The organism is Mycetocola zhujimingii (genome assembly GCF_003065425.1).
Classification (GTDB): domain Bacteria; phylum Actinomycetota; class Actinomycetes; order Actinomycetales; family Microbacteriaceae; genus Mycetocola_A; species Mycetocola_A zhujimingii.
Genome location: NZ_CP026949.1, coordinates 715,666 through 733,021, shown reverse-complemented (window position 1 = coordinate 733,021; position 17,356 = coordinate 715,666). Strand labels below are relative to the sequence as shown.

At 65.6% G+C, this 17,356-nt stretch carries 10 protein-coding genes; 4 read left to right on the top strand and 6 right to left on the bottom strand.

Annotated features, from left to right (window positions below; all coding sequences use genetic code 11):
- Positions 1 to 85 precede the first annotated feature (85 nt).
- The 4 genes from sdhC to C3E77_RS03390 are packed head-to-tail and all read left to right on the top strand — an operon-like array spanning position 86 to position 3,475.
- Positions 86 to 418 carry a succinate dehydrogenase, cytochrome b556 subunit gene (gene sdhC / locus C3E77_RS15575; RefSeq protein ID WP_232528915.1) on the top strand — a complete coding sequence of 111 codons (333 nt, stop codon included), beginning with the start codon at positions 86 to 88 and terminating at the stop codon, positions 416 to 418.
- 15 nt (positions 419 to 433) lie between these two features.
- Positions 434 to 880: a succinate dehydrogenase hydrophobic membrane anchor subunit gene (locus C3E77_RS03400; protein WP_108390342.1), complete on the top strand. Its 447-nt coding sequence runs from the start codon at positions 434 to 436 to the stop codon at positions 878 to 880.
- Positions 881 to 908: 28 nt separating this feature from the next.
- Positions 909 to 2,711, top strand: a complete 1,803-nt coding sequence (sdhA, locus tag C3E77_RS03395) for a succinate dehydrogenase flavoprotein subunit (RefSeq protein ID WP_108390341.1) — start codon at positions 909 to 911, stop codon at positions 2,709 to 2,711.
- A gap of 2 nt (positions 2,712 to 2,713) precedes the next feature.
- On the top strand, positions 2,714 to 3,475 hold the full coding sequence (locus C3E77_RS03390; RefSeq protein ID WP_108390340.1) for a succinate dehydrogenase iron-sulfur subunit: 762 nt from the start codon (positions 2,714 to 2,716) through the stop codon (positions 3,473 to 3,475).
- Between the two features lie 84 nt (positions 3,476 to 3,559).
- On the opposite strand, the gene ptsP is transcribed toward C3E77_RS03390, so the two are convergent.
- The 6 genes from ptsP to C3E77_RS03360 are packed head-to-tail and all read right to left on the bottom strand — an operon-like array spanning position 3,560 to position 17,218.
- Positions 3,560 to 5,200, bottom strand: coding sequence for a phosphoenolpyruvate--protein phosphotransferase (gene ptsP, locus C3E77_RS03385; RefSeq protein ID WP_108390339.1), 1,641 nt, complete (start codon positions 5,198 to 5,200; stop codon positions 3,560 to 3,562).
- A 49-nt stretch (positions 5,201 to 5,249) separates the two neighbouring features.
- Entirely contained in the window at positions 5,250 to 7,544 is a 2,295-nt protein-coding gene (locus C3E77_RS03380) for a transglutaminase TgpA family protein (RefSeq protein WP_108390338.1), read from the bottom strand.
- The gene (locus C3E77_RS03375) at positions 7,541 to 8,944 is read right to left on the bottom strand and encodes a DUF58 domain-containing protein (protein ID WP_234031279.1); all 1,404 of its coding nucleotides are present in this window, start codon (positions 8,942 to 8,944) and stop codon (positions 7,541 to 7,543) included. The genes C3E77_RS03380 and C3E77_RS03375 overlap by 4 nt, the downstream gene beginning before the upstream one ends.
- Positions 8,945 to 8,953: 9 nt before the next feature.
- Entirely contained in the window at positions 8,954 to 9,922 is a 969-nt protein-coding gene (locus tag C3E77_RS03370) for an AAA family ATPase (protein ID WP_108390337.1), read from the bottom strand.
- A 52-nt stretch (positions 9,923 to 9,974) separates the two neighbouring features.
- Positions 9,975 to 15,827 carry an Ig-like domain-containing protein gene (locus C3E77_RS03365; protein ID WP_108390336.1) on the bottom strand — a complete coding sequence of 1,951 codons (5,853 nt, stop codon included), beginning with the start codon at positions 15,825 to 15,827 and terminating at the stop codon, positions 9,975 to 9,977.
- Positions 15,797 to 17,218, bottom strand: coding sequence for a serine/threonine-protein kinase (locus C3E77_RS03360; protein WP_232528898.1), 1,422 nt, complete (start codon positions 17,216 to 17,218; stop codon positions 15,797 to 15,799). The genes C3E77_RS03365 and C3E77_RS03360 overlap by 31 nt, the downstream gene beginning before the upstream one ends.
- Positions 17,219 to 17,356 lie beyond the last annotated feature (138 nt).

Sequence of the window (17,356 nt, the reverse complement as noted above, 5' to 3'; positions counted from 1 at the left end):
AGTGCAGACTGAAAAAAGAACACCACCATTGAGCACGACCACCTCCCGACGCCCGGCAGGAACCCTGTACCGGGGCCGTGAAGGCATGTGGTCGTGGGTCCTGCACCGCATCACCGGTGTCGCCATCTTCTTTTTCCTCCTCGTTCACGTCCTCGACACAGCGCTCGTTCGCGTGTCACCCGAGGCGTACAACGCGGTCATCGGCACCTACCAGACGCCGATCATGGGCCTCGGTGAGGTCGCACTCGTCGGCGCGATCGTGTTCCACGCCTTCAACGGACTGCGCATCGTGCTCATCGACTTCTGGCAGAAGGGCTCGAAGTACCAGAAGGTGATGTTCTACGTGGTCATCGCGCTCTGGGTCATCACGATGCTCGGCTTCGTGCCCCGCCACCTCATCAACGTCTTCAGCCACTAGAAAGGGGAGAACCTCATGTCGCAAACAATCGAAGCTCCCCGTACCCCGGTACGTCCCGCCCGCAAAAAGGGAGTCAACTGGGAAAAATGGGGCTGGATCTACATGCGCGCCTCCGGCGTCATCCTTGTCGTGCTCATTTTCGGCCACCTCTTCATGAACCTCATCGTCGGTGACGGCGTCAAGGCCATCGACTTCGCGTTCGTGGGCGGCAAGTGGGCGTCTCCGTTCTGGCAGTGGTGGGACGTTGCGATGCTGTGGCTCGCCCTCATTCACGGCGGCAACGGCATGCGCACCATCGTGAACGACTACGCTCGCGGAAAGATGACACGCGGCATCCTCAAGGGCGCGATCTTCGCTGCCGTCGCCATCCTCATCCTCCTCGGAACCCTCGTGGTCTTCACCTTCGACCCGTGCCCCGTCGGCCAGCCCGCCGATCTCCTCCCCTCGTTCTGCGCCGCGTAACGAACAACTGAACATTTTGGATGCATCTGTGACTCAGGACCCAAGCGACTCCACCATCATCGATGGAGTTCACTACCACCAGTTCGACATCGTCATCGTTGGCGCCGGCGGCGCCGGTATGCGGGCGGCCATCGAAGCAGGCCCCGGCGCGAAGACCGCGGTGATTTCCAAGCTGTACCCGACCCGCTCGCACACCGGCGCGGCTCAGGGCGGCATGGCTGCGGCCCTCGCCAACGTCGAAGAAGACAGCTGGGAGTGGCACACCTTTGACACGGTCAAGGGTGGCGACTACCTCGTCGACCAGGACGCTGCGGAGATCCTTGCCAAGGAAGCCATCGACGCGGTCATCGACCTGGAAAACATGGGCCTGCCGTTCAACCGGACGCCAGAGGGCAAGATCGACCAGCGCCGGTTCGGTGGCCACACCCGCGACCACGGCAGGGCCCCGGTTCGCCGTGCCTGCTACGCCGCCGACCGCACCGGCCACATGATCCTCCAGACGCTGTTCCAGAACTGTGTCCGCCTCGGCATCAACTTCTTCAACGAGTTCTACGTGCTCGACGTGATCATGAGCGAGGTCGACGGAGTCGAGCAGCCCGCGGGCGTCGTCGCATACGAACTCTCGACGGGCGACCTGCACGTCTTCCACTCGAAGGCGACGATCTTCGCCACCGGTGGATTCGGCAAGATTTTCAAGACGACCTCGAACGCGCACACCCTCACGGGCGACGGCGTCGGCATCATCTGGCGCAAGAAACTCCCGCTCGAAGACATGGAGTTCTTCCAGTTCCACCCGACCGGCCTCGCCGGTCTCGGCATCCTCCTCACCGAGGGCGCCCGCGGTGAGGGCGCCATCCTCCGCAATGCGAGCGGCGAGCGGTTCATGGAGCGCTATGCCCCGACCATCAAGGACCTCGCTCCCCGCGACATCGTTGCGCGCTGCATGGTCAAGGAAGTGGCCGAAGGACGCGGTGCCGGCCCGAACAAGGATTACGTCTACCTCGACTGCACCCACCTGGGCGCCGAGGTCCTCGAGACCAAGTTGCCTGACATCACCGAGTTCGCCCGCACCTACCTCGGCGTCGACCCGGTCACCGAACCGGTGCCGGTCATGCCGACCGCGCACTACGCGATGGGTGGCATCCCCACCAACGTCAACGCCGAGGTACTTCGCGACAACACCACAGTTGTTCCCGGCCTCTACGCCGCCGGCGAATGCGCCTGCGTTTCCGTGCACGGCTCCAACCGACTCGGCACCAACTCCCTGCTCGACATCAACGTTTTCGGCAAGCGCGCCGGGAACAACGCGGTCCAGTACGTTCAGACCGCGGAGTTCCTGCCGCTGCCCGAGGACCCCGCCGCCTTTGTGCGCGAGATGATCGAGGGCATGCGCAGCAACCCGGGAACCGAGCGCATCTCGGTGCTCCGCAAGGAGCTCCAGGAACAGATGGACATGAAGGCCCAGGTCTTCCGCACCGACGAGTCGCTCGCCGAGGTCACCGACACGATTCAGCACCTTCGCGATCGGTACATGAACGTCGGCGTCCAGGACAAGGGCCGCCGGTACAACACCGACCTGCTCGAGGCCATCGAGCTCGGCTTCCTGCTCGACCTCGCTGAGGTCGTCGTCTACTCGGCCCGCAACCGCAAGGAAAGCCGTGGCGGCCACATGCGCGACGACTTCCCCGACCGCGACGACGAGAACTACATGAAACACACAATGGCGTACCTGACCGGCGACCCGCACTCTTCGGATGCCGCCGACCACATCCGCCTGGACTGGAAGCCCGTCGTGATGACCCGCTACCAGCCGATGGAGAGGAAGTACTAGACATGTCAACAGCCACTCTTGACGCTGCGGCACCGGTGGACGACGCCCTGAAGCCGTTCATCGTCACCCTCATCGTTCGCCGGTTCGACCCGGAAGTTGACGACGAGCCCAGGTGGGTCGACTACGACGTCGAGATGTTCTCCACCGACCGCATCCTCGACGCACTGCACAAGATCAAGTGGGAACAGGACGGGTCGCTGACCTTCCGCCGCTCCTGTGCGCACGGCATCTGCGGTTCGGATGCCATGCGCATCAACGGCCGCAACCGCCTGGCCTGCAAGACGCTGATCAAGGACCTCGACATTTCGAAGCCGATCTACGTCGAAGCGATCAAGGGACTTCCGCTCGAGAAGGACCTTATCGTCGACATGGACCCGTTCTTCGAGTCGTTCCGCGAGGTCCAGCCGTTCCTGATCCCGTCCTCGAAGCCCGGTGCGGGCAAGGAACGGATCCAGTCCGTCGCCGATCGCGCTCGCTTCGACGACACGACCAAGTGCATCCTCTGCGCAGCGTGCACCTCGTCCTGCCCGATCTTCTGGACCGACGGCCAGTACTTCGGCCCGGCAGCGATCGTGAACGCGCACCGGTTCATCTTCGATTCCCGGGATGACGCCGCCAAGGTTCGCCTCGACATCCTCAACGACAAAGAAGGCGTCTGGCGCTGCCGCACCACCTTCAACTGCACGGATGCCTGCCCCCGCGGAATCCAGGTCACCCAGGCAATCGCCGAGGTCAAGCAGGCGATCATGCGCGGCAAGCCGTAACGATCTGCCAGCCGCAAAGGCCTGCCGAAACCCCGCTCCTCGTGAGCGGGGTTTCGTCGTTTCTCCACCTGTTTGCTCCCGGGCCTAACTCTGTTCACTCACGCGTGCCCGTGCCTCCGCAGCCGTCGACGCGCCGAGCGCGGCCACCGCGAGCGCCCTGGCGTGTTCGAGTGTGTGCTGCCTCAGCTGGGTACGCACAGCGTCGAGGGCAGACGGCGCCATCGACAGGCTGGAGATTCCGAGCCCGACGAGCACGACGGCCAGCATCGGGTCCGCCGCTGCCTCCCCGCACACACCCACCGGGCGCCCCGACTGGGTCCCCGCGTCTCCGAGCATCTTCACCAGCCGGAGGACGGCCGGATGCCACGGGTCCGAGTACCCGGCAACAGCGGCGAGCCTCCGGTCAGCCGCGAGTGTGTACTGGGTGAGGTCGTTGGTGCCGATCGATACGAAGTCAGCGATCCCGAGTACCTGACCCGCCATGAGTGCGCACGAGGGAACCTCTGCCATCACGCCGGCGACCCGGATCCCGAGCGAGCGCGCCAGGGCCACGAAGTACCCGGTCTCATCGGCATCCGCGACCATCGGAGCCATCACCCAGACATCGGCATCGGTTTCGGCGTCTGCGGCGGCGAGGGCTGTGAGCTGGTCGCGAAGGACCGATTCGTGGGCGCGAAGGGCACGGATGCCGCGGACCCCGAGCGCGGGGTTCTCTTCCACACCCGTTCCGAGGAACGCCAGCGGCTTGTCACTGCCGGCGTCGAGGGTTCGCACGACCACCCGTTTGCCCTCGCACGCTGCAAACAGCCGCCGGTAGACGGCCTGCTGTTCTGCCACTGTCGGCGCGGTGCGCGCGCCGAAGAACAGGAACTCCGTGCGGAACAGCCCGATACCCTCTGCGCCCTGGCGCAGGGCGGCCTCCGCCTCGTCCGGGCTGCCGATGTTGGCGAGCAGTTCGATCCCGGTGCCATCAGCGAGCGTGCCCGGCCCGACCGGCACGGCGACCCGGCGTGCCAGGAGCCGCTCACGCGACGCGGCGATTTCCTCCGGCGTCGGCGCAACGGTGACGGTGCCGTCCCCCGCATCGAGGAGCACCGTCGCTCCGTCGTCGATTCCCGCGGCGTCCGCGACGCCGACGACAGCGACGATTCCCTTCGACCTCGCGAGGATCGCGGTGTGCGATGTCGGTCCTCCCCCGAGCGTGACAAGCCCGAGCACCTGCCCGATGTCGAGCATCGCGGCGTCGGAGGGTGCAAGATCACTGGCGAGGAGAACGAACGGATGGTCGACGTTGGGGACACCGGGCGGTGCCACTCCGCGGAGCTGTGCGATGACGCGCTGGGAGACGTCAGCGACATCCACGGCACGATCCGCAGGGCTGCCGCCCATCGACAGCAGCAACTGCCTCACGCTGTGGAACGCTTCGAAGACCGCACGCTCGGCAGTGGATCCGGCTTCGATCCTCGATCGAACGTCATCGAGGAGTGCAGTATCCTGGGTCATCATCGCCTGCGCGTGAATCACGCCTTCGGCTTCACCGCCCGCCAGCGCCGCCCGATCGGCGAGGTCAGCAGCCACTGTGGTGAGCGCGGCACGCGCCCGCGAATACTCGCTGTCGGCGTCGGTCGTCCGCCGCTTCTCATCGGGTTCGGACAGCGGGTCCGGCATTCGGACGACGGGTCCAATCGCGATACCCCGGCCGACTCCAGTGCCGCGCAGCAACATGGTGCACCTTTCTCCGGTGCTTTCGACCATACCCCGCCGCGGCCGCGACTCACGCCGACGGGCGGCGCGGCCTGATTCCGAACGAGCGCAGCGAGGTTGCCGCTCTGAACCGTTCGCGGCGTGAACGCCCCCGGCTGAACGAACGTCGCAGGTCGTCCACCGCCGTCCAGACCAGATCGGCGTCCTCATCGCTCGGTTTCTGAAGCGAGAAAGTCGCACGGTCTGCGACGGATGCCAGCGCGAGCGCGCGTTTGCTGCCCGCGGCCGCTGCGACCTCACGCCTGGTTGCCGATGACGGCGGCTGGACGCCGTAGTCGACCGCGGTGTCCTGGAACTCCTGCCACCCGCCGCGGATCCGCTCAGACGGTGTGCGGCGTGAGCGCCGAAGGGTGCGCCGCCTGACCTTCGCCGCGATCACGGCGAGAAATGGTGCGGCGAACACAGCGGCGAGGAGAAGAAGCCCACCGAGGACCTGCGCAACCAGCAGGAGCGCAGCGAGCAGCGGGTCGAGTGGTTCGTCTTCCTCGTCGAGGCTGTCATCAGCCGGTATCTGCTCTGCGTCGGTCTCGGGCTCCTCGATCGGCGGCTGCACGACGGACTGTGGTCTGGAGACCGTTGTCGGCTCGTCCGGTTCCTTCTCGGGGATCTCCCTGATCGGCGGGGTGGTGTCGACGGTCAACCAGGTCCCGTCACTCGACTGCACCTCGATCCACGCGCTGATGTCGTCGCCAGATACCGGTGTCGCCGCTGACTCAGGGCCGACCGCAGGGAGGAAGCCGACGACCACCCGCGCAGGGAACCCGAGCTGGCGTGCCATCAGCGCAGCCGCAACGGCGTATTGCTCCTCGTCGCCCACCATCGGGCGGTCAGTGAACAGGGTGGTAATACGGTCGATGCCGTGTCCGGAGAGGCTCGTCGGCTCGTCATCCCCCACGCCGTGACTGATGTAGCCGTCGCTCGTGAGCCCATCGATCATCGCAACGAGCTTCGCGCCCTCCCCCGAGATACCGGCCGTGTAGGACTCCAGCCGCTCGGTCATGACCCTCGGTAGTTCAACTGAGCGGTCGACAGGGTCAGGGCCAGGCCGGATCCGGCCGAGGTCAGTGAGAGACGGCGTTGCGGCGACCACCGATTCCACCTGGTAGCTGTCACCGGAGGCGAATCCACCGACGACCGCCGCGCTTCCCGTGATGTCGTTGTAGAAAAAGTCATCGGCGAGACCCGCCGCGCGGGCACCATCGAAGTCGATCTGCCTGAGGTGTCCAGCGCCGGGAACCCAGATGGACGAGTAGCCGGCGATTGTCACGTCGAGAGTGACGATTCGCCCGCTCGCCTGCTGGTCGAGGCGGTACGGCACGCGAACGAACGTCCCGGAGCCGACCGTGTCTTCCTCCGTTCCGGCCGAAAAGACAACACCGTCGTATGAGTCGAGGGTCGCCATACGCAACCGCCCGCCCTCGGGCAGGCCGGAGACGGTGAGGAGTTCCATGCCGGCGGTGTCCGGCTGGTGGAAACTCCGGAAAGCGGACAGCGGACTCGGGTATGAACGTGGATTGAACGGCTGCTCGATGAGTGAGCGGAGGACCTGGCGGTCGGCGGTTGCGGGAGCGACGGATGCCATCACAGCGCCTCCGAACGCCGCGAGGGCCACGATCATTGCAGCGGTCAACCCGCTGACGATCGCGACACGCCTGCGTTCCCGCCGCGACGTGCGAACGGCACCGACCACATCCGTGTCACGGCCCTTGTTGCGCGTGTGTCGACCGAGCCAGACCAGCCAGACCAGCGTGATGACCGCGACCGCGAGACCGAGCGGCACCGACTCCCAGCCGATCTCCCCACCGAAGACGATACCGAGCACACCGAGCACCATCGGCCAGACCACGGCGAACGCCGTCCACCTGGTCCGCAGGGCTATCGACAGCGTGAGCACTGTGACGGTGAGGATGCCGGCGAGCGGCGGGATGAGCAGCCCCTGGTAGGTTCCGACAGGGAGCAGGATGGTGACCAGTTGCTTCCAGCTGTTCGCAGTGCCGGTGACGAGCTCGACCAGGCCTTGCCACGTCGGCAGGACCCCGAAGATGGTTGCGTCAGGAAAGACGAGCGGGACTCCGACGAGCAGGTAAGCCACAACGGTTATTCCGACGACGGCGAAGCCGGGTAACCGCAGGGCCCGCCCGAGAATGACAATCGCAACCCCGATGGCAATCGCGACAACCGCGACGGTGATGAAGCGCGGCACCTGGTAGATCGGCCACCACAGCGCTGACGCTGCGGCCACGGCGAGCACGGTGAACACGGTGTTCCACAGAGCGTTCCGGGTGGACGGCGTCGGGGTCCTCACGCCGCGGTCCTTTTCGACATCGCCTGCTGGAGGTCCTCGAGGAAGCCAATGGTCAGGACCGACAACTCCCCCGCCGTCTTGAAGCTCGGCACGATCTCGGGGTCACACACGACGGCGATGACCTCGACGCCCGCGGGGAAGTGCCGCGACGCCTGGCGAAGTGTCGCCGGCGTCACAGCTGACCCGCAGACGAGGAACGCGAGCGAGATGCCGACGATCGAGTCAGCGGCGACCCTGGCGAGGTCGGAGACGTTCAAGGCCCTCTCCGTCGGTTCGACCCGGCTGAGGTCGTCGAGCAGGCGCGATGGACTCATCGAGGCAAGGTTCTTCATCGCGAAGAGTTTGCGACGCGCGAACTCCGGGGTCGACTCGCTCGCCACCACCGAAACCGTTCTGGCGTCTCGAATGGCGCGCACGCCGAGGGAGCCGGCCACGCTCACGGCCATTTCGAAGTCCTCGTCGCCGGAGTAATCAGCCCTCGCCAGACTCAGCGCGACCATGAGGTGGCTTCGGCGGGTCTCCTCGAACTGCCGCACCATGAACTGCCCGGTTTTTGCCGTGCTCCTCCAGTGAATCGACCGGCGTTCGTCACCGGGCATGTACTCGCGGATGGCGTGAAAAGACACGTCGGTGGCGGTGAGTTCCCGAGTCGGGTTGCCCTCCAGGTCGCGCACGAATCCCGTGCTCAGACTCGGTACGGGAATCGTGCGGGGGTGAACGAACAGCTCAACCCGCTCTTCCCACTGTTTCTCCCTCCTGACCAGTCCGAGCGGGTCGGTCCGCACCACTCGAACCGGGCCAACGGGAATCACCCCTCGGCGAAGCCCAGGCACCGTGAACACGTCCTCGTGTGTGCCTCCCTGGCCAAGCGATGGGATCTGGAACCCGGCGACTCCCTCGCCGACCGGAACCTCGAGCCGAACACCGGGTAACAGCCGTCGCGACGGATTGTGTACCTCGATCTGCGCAACGGCGCGCTCGCCCGCAGTGATCCTGTTGACGGGCAGTGTCAGGACCGCCTCGTGGCTCATCCGGCCGATGAGGAACACAGCGGCAGCCGCGAGCACAACGGCGCCGGCCCACGCCCCGGCAACGAATTCCTGCCAGCCGAGCGCGTACCCGGCGAGAAAGGCAAGCACGACGCTCACCACAACGGCCCAGCCGAGCCAGGTCACGACGGCAGCGGCGTTTGCCCAGCGGGCGATCGCAGCGCGAACGGCGCGTCCGAAGCGAATAGCCAGGACCACCCCGGCCGCGAGTACACCGTCCCTTGCGCCACCGGGAGGGGCGACGGCGTTGCCTGCCTCCGGCGTTGCCCGAGCAGGGGTCGGCGCCGTGTGCGACGGCTGGATCTTCTTGTCTTCGGCCGTCACCTCCCTGACGCCGCCCGGCCCGGCCACGTCCCGGCCCTACGCCGCAGCCGCGTCGCGCGGTGGTGGGGTGTCGATGAGCACCTGGGCGATGACGTTGGAGGGGTTCACACCGTCGAACTCCGCTTCGGCATCGAGAATGAGCCTGTGTGCGAGCACGGTGTCCGCGAGCGACTTGACGTCGTCGGGGATCACGAATGACCGACCGGATGCCGCCGCGAGCGTTTTCGACGCTCGCACAAGCGACAGCGCGCCGCGCACACTCGCCCCGAGCCTCACCTCCGCGGCCTGCCGCGTGCCGTCGACGATCCTGGCGACGTAGTCGTTGAGCGACGCGTCAACGTGGACTGTCGTCGCGAGCCGGGTCATTTCGGCAATGGTCGATGCGGGCACTACGGGGGTCAGTTCTGTCGCCTGGGCCTGATCTGATCCCTCGAGGATCCGGATCGTCGACTGGTGGTCTGGGTAACCAATCGAGGTCTTCATCATGAACCGGTCGAGCTGTGCTTCCGGCAGGCGGTAGGTACCGGCCTGCTCAACCGGGTTCTGCGTCGCTATCACCATGAATGGGGCGCCAACCGGGTGGGTGACTCCGTCGACGGTGACGTGCCCCTCTTCCATGACCTCGAGCAACGCTGACTGGGTCTTGGGGCTGGCACGGTTGATCTCGTCGGCGAGCACGATGTTCGCGAAAATGGGGCCTTTGTGAAAATCAAAGTTCCCGCTGCGCTGGTCGTAGATGCTCACGCCGGTGATGTCGCCGGGGAGAAGGTCCGGCGTGAACTGCACTCGACTGGCAACGCCGGCGATGCTCTCTGCCATGGCGCGGGCGAGCGAGGTCTTCCCCGTGCCTGGCACGTCTTCGAGGAGGAGGTGCCCGCGGCTAAGGAGCACGACGAAGGACAGCCGGATCACATGGTTCTTGCCAAGGAGCACCTGCTCGACGTTCTCAACGAGCTGGTCGCACACGCCCGCAAACCAGGTGGCCTGCTCTGATGTCATTGTCATCCGGGTTGTGCCTTTCGTGACGCCGCGTTCACGCGGTATTCCCTAAACTCCATCATGGCCTGAAATAGGTGTTGGTATGGCCGTTGACAGTTACCTCGAGCCAGGCCCGACCGGAGTGAGTTGGTGGAAGCACACACGAGTTGATGTCGGCCACCGTAACCGCGGAGTCGCCCTCTGATCCGCAACGGTAGGTTGCCGCTATACCTCCGTTGGGAGGGTCGGCAGTCCAGCTGAACGTCTGGGTGGTCAAGTCGAATTGGACGCCCGCCGGGACCAGCGACACCGAAGGCTCGTCGGCGATCACCGTCTTTGAACCGCCACAGAGTTCATACGACCCCCACGCTCTGCAGCCCACGATCTCGAAGTTGACAACCGAACCAGTTCCGAGCCCCAGGACGGTTCGCGGGGTTCCGTTGCCAGAGAACCGAGTCCACTCCGAGGGCGTCGCGCCGGCAAGCGAACGGATCTTGTAATAGTCGTAGTCCGTCGGACTCACGCGAGAAATGACGTAGTCAAAGCTCGCGCGGGCGTCGGTGTACGCCATACCACCGTCCACCTGCGAGATCGACGGTGGGGTTTCGAAGACGGTGCGTGTTGCCACCACTGTCGATACACACCCCGCTCCGTTATAGCCCCATACGACGAAATAATAGACGGTGTCCGCACCCTCGAGGCCCCCAAAGGTCGCCTCGCGCCCCGCCCCGTCCGTCTCCCGTTGCGCGGCGACTATCCCTCCGGGAACCGGGTTAGGAGTCGAGCCGGAGCACGATTGATCCCCGGTAGGGACGGAGTTGACCGTGAGCCGCTGGACAAAGTATTTCCGGATGGGATCTCCGTTCTCCAGGAACCCGTCCCACCGCACAGTTGCGCTTGCATTCTCCGGATTGGCGTCGACCGTAATCCTGCCGGGGCTCGGCGGGCCAAACGGTTTCCCAGATCCGGACGCGCTGTTCCAGGCGGCGAGCGCCGGGAGTGCGTCGTTGCGCGCTGACACCGAGAACTCAACGGTCGTGCCATTGCTGAGGTCGCCGACCCGTAGCGAGCACGTCGCGGAGCACGCAGACGCGTTGATCTCGCGTGCCGCTCCCCCGACGGTCACCGCATATTTAGTCACGTCGCTGCCCTGCCCCGGTTTCGGTACCGGGTTCCACTTCAGCATCAGCGCACCGTCGAGCGGCGCTGCCGACAGACCGGCTGGAGCGGCGGGGATGACGTCCGACCACACAGCGTCGCCAAAGCGGACCGGGTCTGACTCGCCCCTCGCGTTGCGCGCGCTGACCTCGACCCGCACCGCGTTTGCCCTGCCATTGGCGGCTGTGGGGACGTCACACGCCGTGGATGTGCAGGTCGTCACACCGAGCGATGTCTGGGTGCCATCACGGAACAACTCGACGTCGAACCCGGAGATGGCTGAGTTATTGGCCGCGCCCGGCGTCCAGCCCAGGGAGATTTTCCGATCACCGAACCCCGTCACGCGCACGGCCGAAACGGGGTCCGGCCGGTCCTGCACCGAGATCCGGACCGCGCCCCAGGTGTACCTCGCCGGGTCGCCCGTCGCGTCAGCGACCTGGTACTGCAGTGAGGTGTCGATGGCCGCCGCGTCCTGTGCAACGGTGACCGTCAACCGGGAGTTGTCGGCGCTCGGCGCGACACTGACACCGGCCGGGAGGTTGCCACCGTCCAGCCCGCGAACGGCGACGACCCGAAGCGGCGAACCGGGGAATGGGTTAGTTGCGCTGTCATTGGTGAGCACATCGACGGGTGTCGACGCTCCCCGCTGCGCAATCACCGTATCCTCGGCCGGCACAGCGAGAGGTCGCGTCGACGGCACCACGGTGAGCTGGATGCGGCCTGCGACTCCGTCGTTCACCGCATCACGGACCCCGAGAAGAATGCTGGGCGTTGCCCCGAGCTCGACATCGGCCGCCGCGGTCACCGTGAGCTCCTGCCCGGAGACCGACACCGTGAATCCTGCCGGTCGTGGATCCAGCACGCGGTACTCGAGCTCGTCGACGTCATCGTCGTACGGATAGGTCGTGAGCCTGGTGAGGTCGATGGTCTTCACCTGGCTCGGCTCGAAGTCGATCGACCCTCCGGTGAAAACGGGGGGCTGGTTGTCGCGGGACGACACCTCGATCGGGAGGACGAGTGTTGCCACCCGCCCGTTTGAATCGTCGGCACTTTCCCCGTCGGTGACCTCGAACGAGATGGATGCCGGGCCGAAATAGAGGTCAGCACTGGTGTACCGCAACGTCGCTGGGTCGATGACCAGGTCGGAGCCGTTGGCGTTCGTCGCCCGAACCTTGGCGGCATCCGTCAGGCGGACGCTCTTGCCACCAGCAGCGATGACGTAATCGTTGAGCGGGATCTCGACGGCTTCTCCGCTGACGACACTGATCGGTTTGATGCCGGTGCGCAACTGCGGCAGCGCATCATCGAAACCGGGCACCCAGATGAAGGCGATGGCGTTCACATCCGGGTCCTCGGGATTGCTCACCCGGAACGGAATGATCTGCGACGCGGCGCCGAGGGCGACCCGAACCCGCTTGGACGCCGTCACGGAGGCCCGATCGCCGTAACCGCCCGCTACAGAGACATCGAGTTCTGACGAGGGGCCATCCGCCCAGAACACGCTCTTCAGGACGTTCACGTCGACAGTGGACTTGCCGGTGATCTCATCGATCGTGAGCACAACGTCGGATGCGAGGGGGCGTGCGAGCGGGGCGTCCTTGCGCACGACGACGGTGAGGAAGGTGCTCGCTGTGTTTCCGCCCTTGTTCTGGATCTCGTAGATGAACCCGTACCGGCCCTCACCCTTGGGAACCGTGACACGGACGATCTCGCCGTCGATGACCGCGCGCGCTCCTTCTCCCGTCGGCTCGACGCTCGTCACGGTGAGCGCCCCGCCGTCGGGGTCTGAGTCGTTGGCCAGGACCCGGACGGCGACGCTCGACCCCGGGCGCGTCAGGACTTCATCCGGTGTCGCTGTTGGCACGCGTGAGCCATCGAGTTTGGCGCTGATCCCGATGCGTACGAGTCCCGTCGCCTGCTTGCCCAACGCGTCGACCACTGTGTACTCGAAGCTGTCGGTTCCTGCCGAGTATGCACCGGCCTCGTAATCGAACCAGTCGCTTCCGGCGCCGACCACGGCCCCCTTGCCTGGGTTCGAGCTCTGTCCGATCAGTTGCACCGAATCACCGTCGGGGTCGATGCCAACGAGTGGAATCGAGATCCTGACGCGTTCGCCGGAGAAGACGCGCGAGATCACCGTCTTCGGCGCTGGCGCTGCATTCGTCGCGACATCGGCCTCGCGCACGTTGAGGACCACCTGCGCATCAGACCACTGTCCGTCTGGCGCCGTTGCCCTGTACGACGCGGTGTAGTTGCCCGGCGTCTCCGGTGCCAGGTATCTCAGCACGTTCCCCGCCGTGAACAGCAGCCCACCGCCATCGGGCAGCGCACCGGCGAGTTCGGGGGCGAGCGTCAGCGGGTCACCATCCGGGTGCGTGTCGTTGGCGAGAACCGGGATGTCGATGGCATCGCCGACACGAACGGAAACTGTGTCAGGGAAGGCGACGGGTGGCTGCCTCTTTACCGGGTTCGGGATCTCGACAACGGTCACCGTGCCCGATGCATCGGCCACTCCGTTCGAGACCCGATAACTGAACGACACCGGGCTCTCCAGCGGTGCGGTCAGCGTGATTCGCAGCATCCGCTGTTCAAGAATCTCCACACGGATGCCGGAGAGCGGCGGAATGTCGGAGGTTCCGGTGAGTACGAGAACACCACCGGCTGGGTCGAAATCACCGGCCAGGACGTCGACGGTCTCGGTGCTCTGCTCCCGGATGAAGACCGTGTGAGGGACTGTGACCGGCTTTGTCCCCGCGTCCGGCGGAGCGATGACCTCGATGCGAACCGTGGCTGTCGCCGTCTGCGTCCCGTCCGTCACGGAGAAGTCGATGTGGTGGGTGCGCGGTTCGGCGCTCGTAAACCGGAAGGTTCCCCCGTCATAGTCCGGGGTGATGGTTGCGCCGTCTTTTGCGGGCACGTTCGCGAGCCGGAGCGGGGCCGATCCGCCTCGAGCGTGCATGAGCGGCGAGACTTCGAGTTCCTGGCCCGCGTGCGCGATCATGGGGAAGGACTCGGCGATGATGGGCACGCTCCCGGCCGGCGCAACGGTGACGGCGAGTGCGCCCGTACCGTCGAGCAGGCCGTCCGAGACGACGAGCCCCACCTCCTTCAGAGCGCCTCCGGCCCCGGCGTCGCTGTAGATCACCGTGCCGTCAGGAGTGTGCTGCACGAGGTCGGGTGCAGCGACGCTGGCCTCGGTCAGGTAGAACGGGTCACCGTCCGGGTCGATCCAGTCCCCGAGGACCGCGAGCGAGAGCCTGGCCCCACTTGCAACAGACCCCTTGGTCGTCCGCACCTGAGCGGGCGGCCCGTTCTCTGACGGGTCGCGCACCGTCAGAGTGACGGTCGTCGACGCTGTTCCGCCGCGGCCGTCCGAGATCGTGTAATCGAATCGGTGGACACCGCTCGCAGACGCAGCGAGGGTGACCTGGAGCTGCTGCGAGTTGTTGACGACGTCGACCCGGCCTTCGCTCTCCGGCAGCGCCGCAACGGAGTCGATCATCAACACGTCGCCGTTCGGATCGAAATCATTGAGCAAAACAGGAAGCACCGACGTGCGCCCGGGCCTCGCGCCGAGCTCGTCGGCGACCGCGGTCGGGGGCTGCTGCATCTCCTCATACTCGGGAGGCGTGTCTTCGTTGTTGTCCTCAACCTTGAGTTCGTCTTCGTCGACAGCGATGAGGTCGTCCCAGTTGTCGATAACGCGGTTATCTGACTGCACAGCCCACGCGGTTCCGCCCGCGACGTCGTTGAGCAGCACATGGCCGCCGTTGGTCTGGAAGGCGAAATCAGCACCGGCGCTGACGCCCTCGATCGCGGACATCGCACCGGAGCCGGCACACTCGGTGAACACCGAGCCATCCGACCACGCCCCGAAAGCGCAGTCGCCCACGCTCATGGGCGGGGTCGCGGCGCCCGTCGCCGTGTCGGTGAGAACCCGCAGGTTTCCCGACCTCCTGTCGACGGCCACGAGGCCATCGTCAATTCCCACCAAAGCCCGGTCACCCGACAGCGAAGCGGCCTGCAGTCGCGCCCCGGTTGCGACAGGGAGCTGCACCGTGCGTCCGTTGAACAGAACGCTGGATTCCGCTTCATCGAGGAGCACGAAGTCCTCGCCAACGGACGTCAATTGAACCCCGCCGGCCGGTTCAGGCACTTCGGTCACATCGGTGGCTGCATCTGAGTCTGCCGGCACCCGGTACACGCTGCTGGTCTCCGGGGCGAAGACGAACAGGTCGCCATCCGCGTTGACCGAGGTGACGGCATCCGCACCGAGTGAAAGCGCCGGCGCTGACTCAGAATCGAATGCGGCGAGATCGCCCAGCGGGACAAACCAGATGTCACCACCGGCCTCGACCACCAGCCGTTCGGTGCCGAGCGCAACGGCCGCTTCACCGGGTGGCAGCGGGACGCTCTCGGTGATCTCTGACGTCGTGGGATCGACGATGTCGAGGGTGCTGCGTACCCGGTCGACGAAGAGTACGGTCTCTCCTGACTGCAGTACCTCGATCTGCGAAGAGGTACCGCGTACAGCCGTGTTCAGTTCAAAGACCTGTGTATTGGCGCGGCCAATCGCCTGTTTCTCCTGATTGACCACCCAGACCGCACCGTCGCCCAGTTCGAGCTTCTGCGCCCGGTACCCGTCAGAGATCACCGCCACCGTCGCGATGAGGGCACAGATCACTGTGCCGCTCATCAGCGTCGCGAGCAGGGACCGGTGCCTGCGGATCCAGGCCACGAACATCAGCCGGTCCCAGCCGGAACGTCGACGCACTTCTCACTGCTCGACGGGCCGAGAACACCATCGCGCATCACTCGAACCGTGACGCACGCCCGTTCACCCGGCTCAGCATCGACGGTGAATTCGGTGGATTTCTGGATGGATGCCGCGCCGTCGGGCGTGCGGATCTGGAACGAATCCCTGTCAGCGATTCCCGGGTCGGGCCAGCTGAACACGACACTTGATCCCCGGAGGTCTGCGGCCACGTCCGCGACGGTCGGGATGGCATCTGACGCCGCTGTCCGAACCAGGACGAACACCGTGGTCACGGCCAGGAGCACAACGAGGACGCTGCAGGTGACGATGGCAGCGACGAAAGCGCGCCCGTGCTGCAGTGGAGCCCCCGTTCCCGAACTCCGCTCGCCGACCGGCGTTGCGCGGGAATCCCGAGCGGCAACGCGGGTCGCGCCGGGGTTCTGGGATGCGTCCTGTGCTGATCGACGACGACGTCGACCCGGATCCACCGTGCGAATCGAGTGCACGCGGGTGCTATCCGCTTCGTCAACGACAGCGGCCTGCGCCCAGGCGTGAACCGCGACATCAGGCTGCGTTTGCGCGAAGCCCAGTTCGGCTTCGACGCCCTGTAACTCGCGGATGAATTCCATGGCCGATTGCGGGCGCTGCTCAGGCCGACGCGACATGCTGCGGGCAAGAACGCGCTCGAGCTTGTCGGGAACGTCTGCGCGACCGAGGGGCTCGGGCCGGCCCTTGCTCGCCCGCGAAATCAGCGAGGCCGATGAGTTGTCCTGTCGCACGGCCTCGAACGGGGCACGACCGGCGAGCAGCGAATACGTTGTCGCGGCGAGGGAGAACACCTCGCTGGCGATTGTCCCGTTCGTCTCGCTGTGCAGCACCTCAGGTGCCGACCACGGGATGCTCATTCCGACCGTGTCGTCGATGACGGACTCACCGAGTGTCCCGGCGATCCCGAAGTCGCTGAGCACCGGGTTGCCGTACGCCGTCATGAGGATGTTCGCCGGTTTGATATCGCGGTGCAGCACCCCGGCCTGGTGGGCGGTCTCGACGGCACTGGCGATCTTGATGCTGATCCGAAGCGCTTCTGAGACGGACAACGGGTCATCCCGGTACGTTTCACCGATCGTCGCCGAGCACAGTTCCATCACCAGATACGGGCGACCGTCTGACGCGACCCCGGACTGATACACGGTGAGAATCGCGGGGTGAGGGCTCAGCTGTGCCATCAGGTCTGCCTCGGCCTGGAACATCCGGCGGACTTCGACGTTGACGTACTCGCTGAGCATCACCTTGACGGCGACCTGGCGGCGCGGACTGTCCTGTTCGTACAGGAAGACATCGGCGAAGCCACCCGACCCGAGGATGCGCACAAAGGAGAAACCGGGAAGAGCGGGAGGCTGCGATGGCAAGCGGCGCAAATGGTCCTCCCGTTCTGGAAATTGCGCGTCGACAATCTGAAATTACGCGTCGAGAGGACGGCTCACGGGCACGAAGGAACAGTTACCGCGGTCCCGTTGGCCTTACTTCCATTCTATGGAGAAACGAAA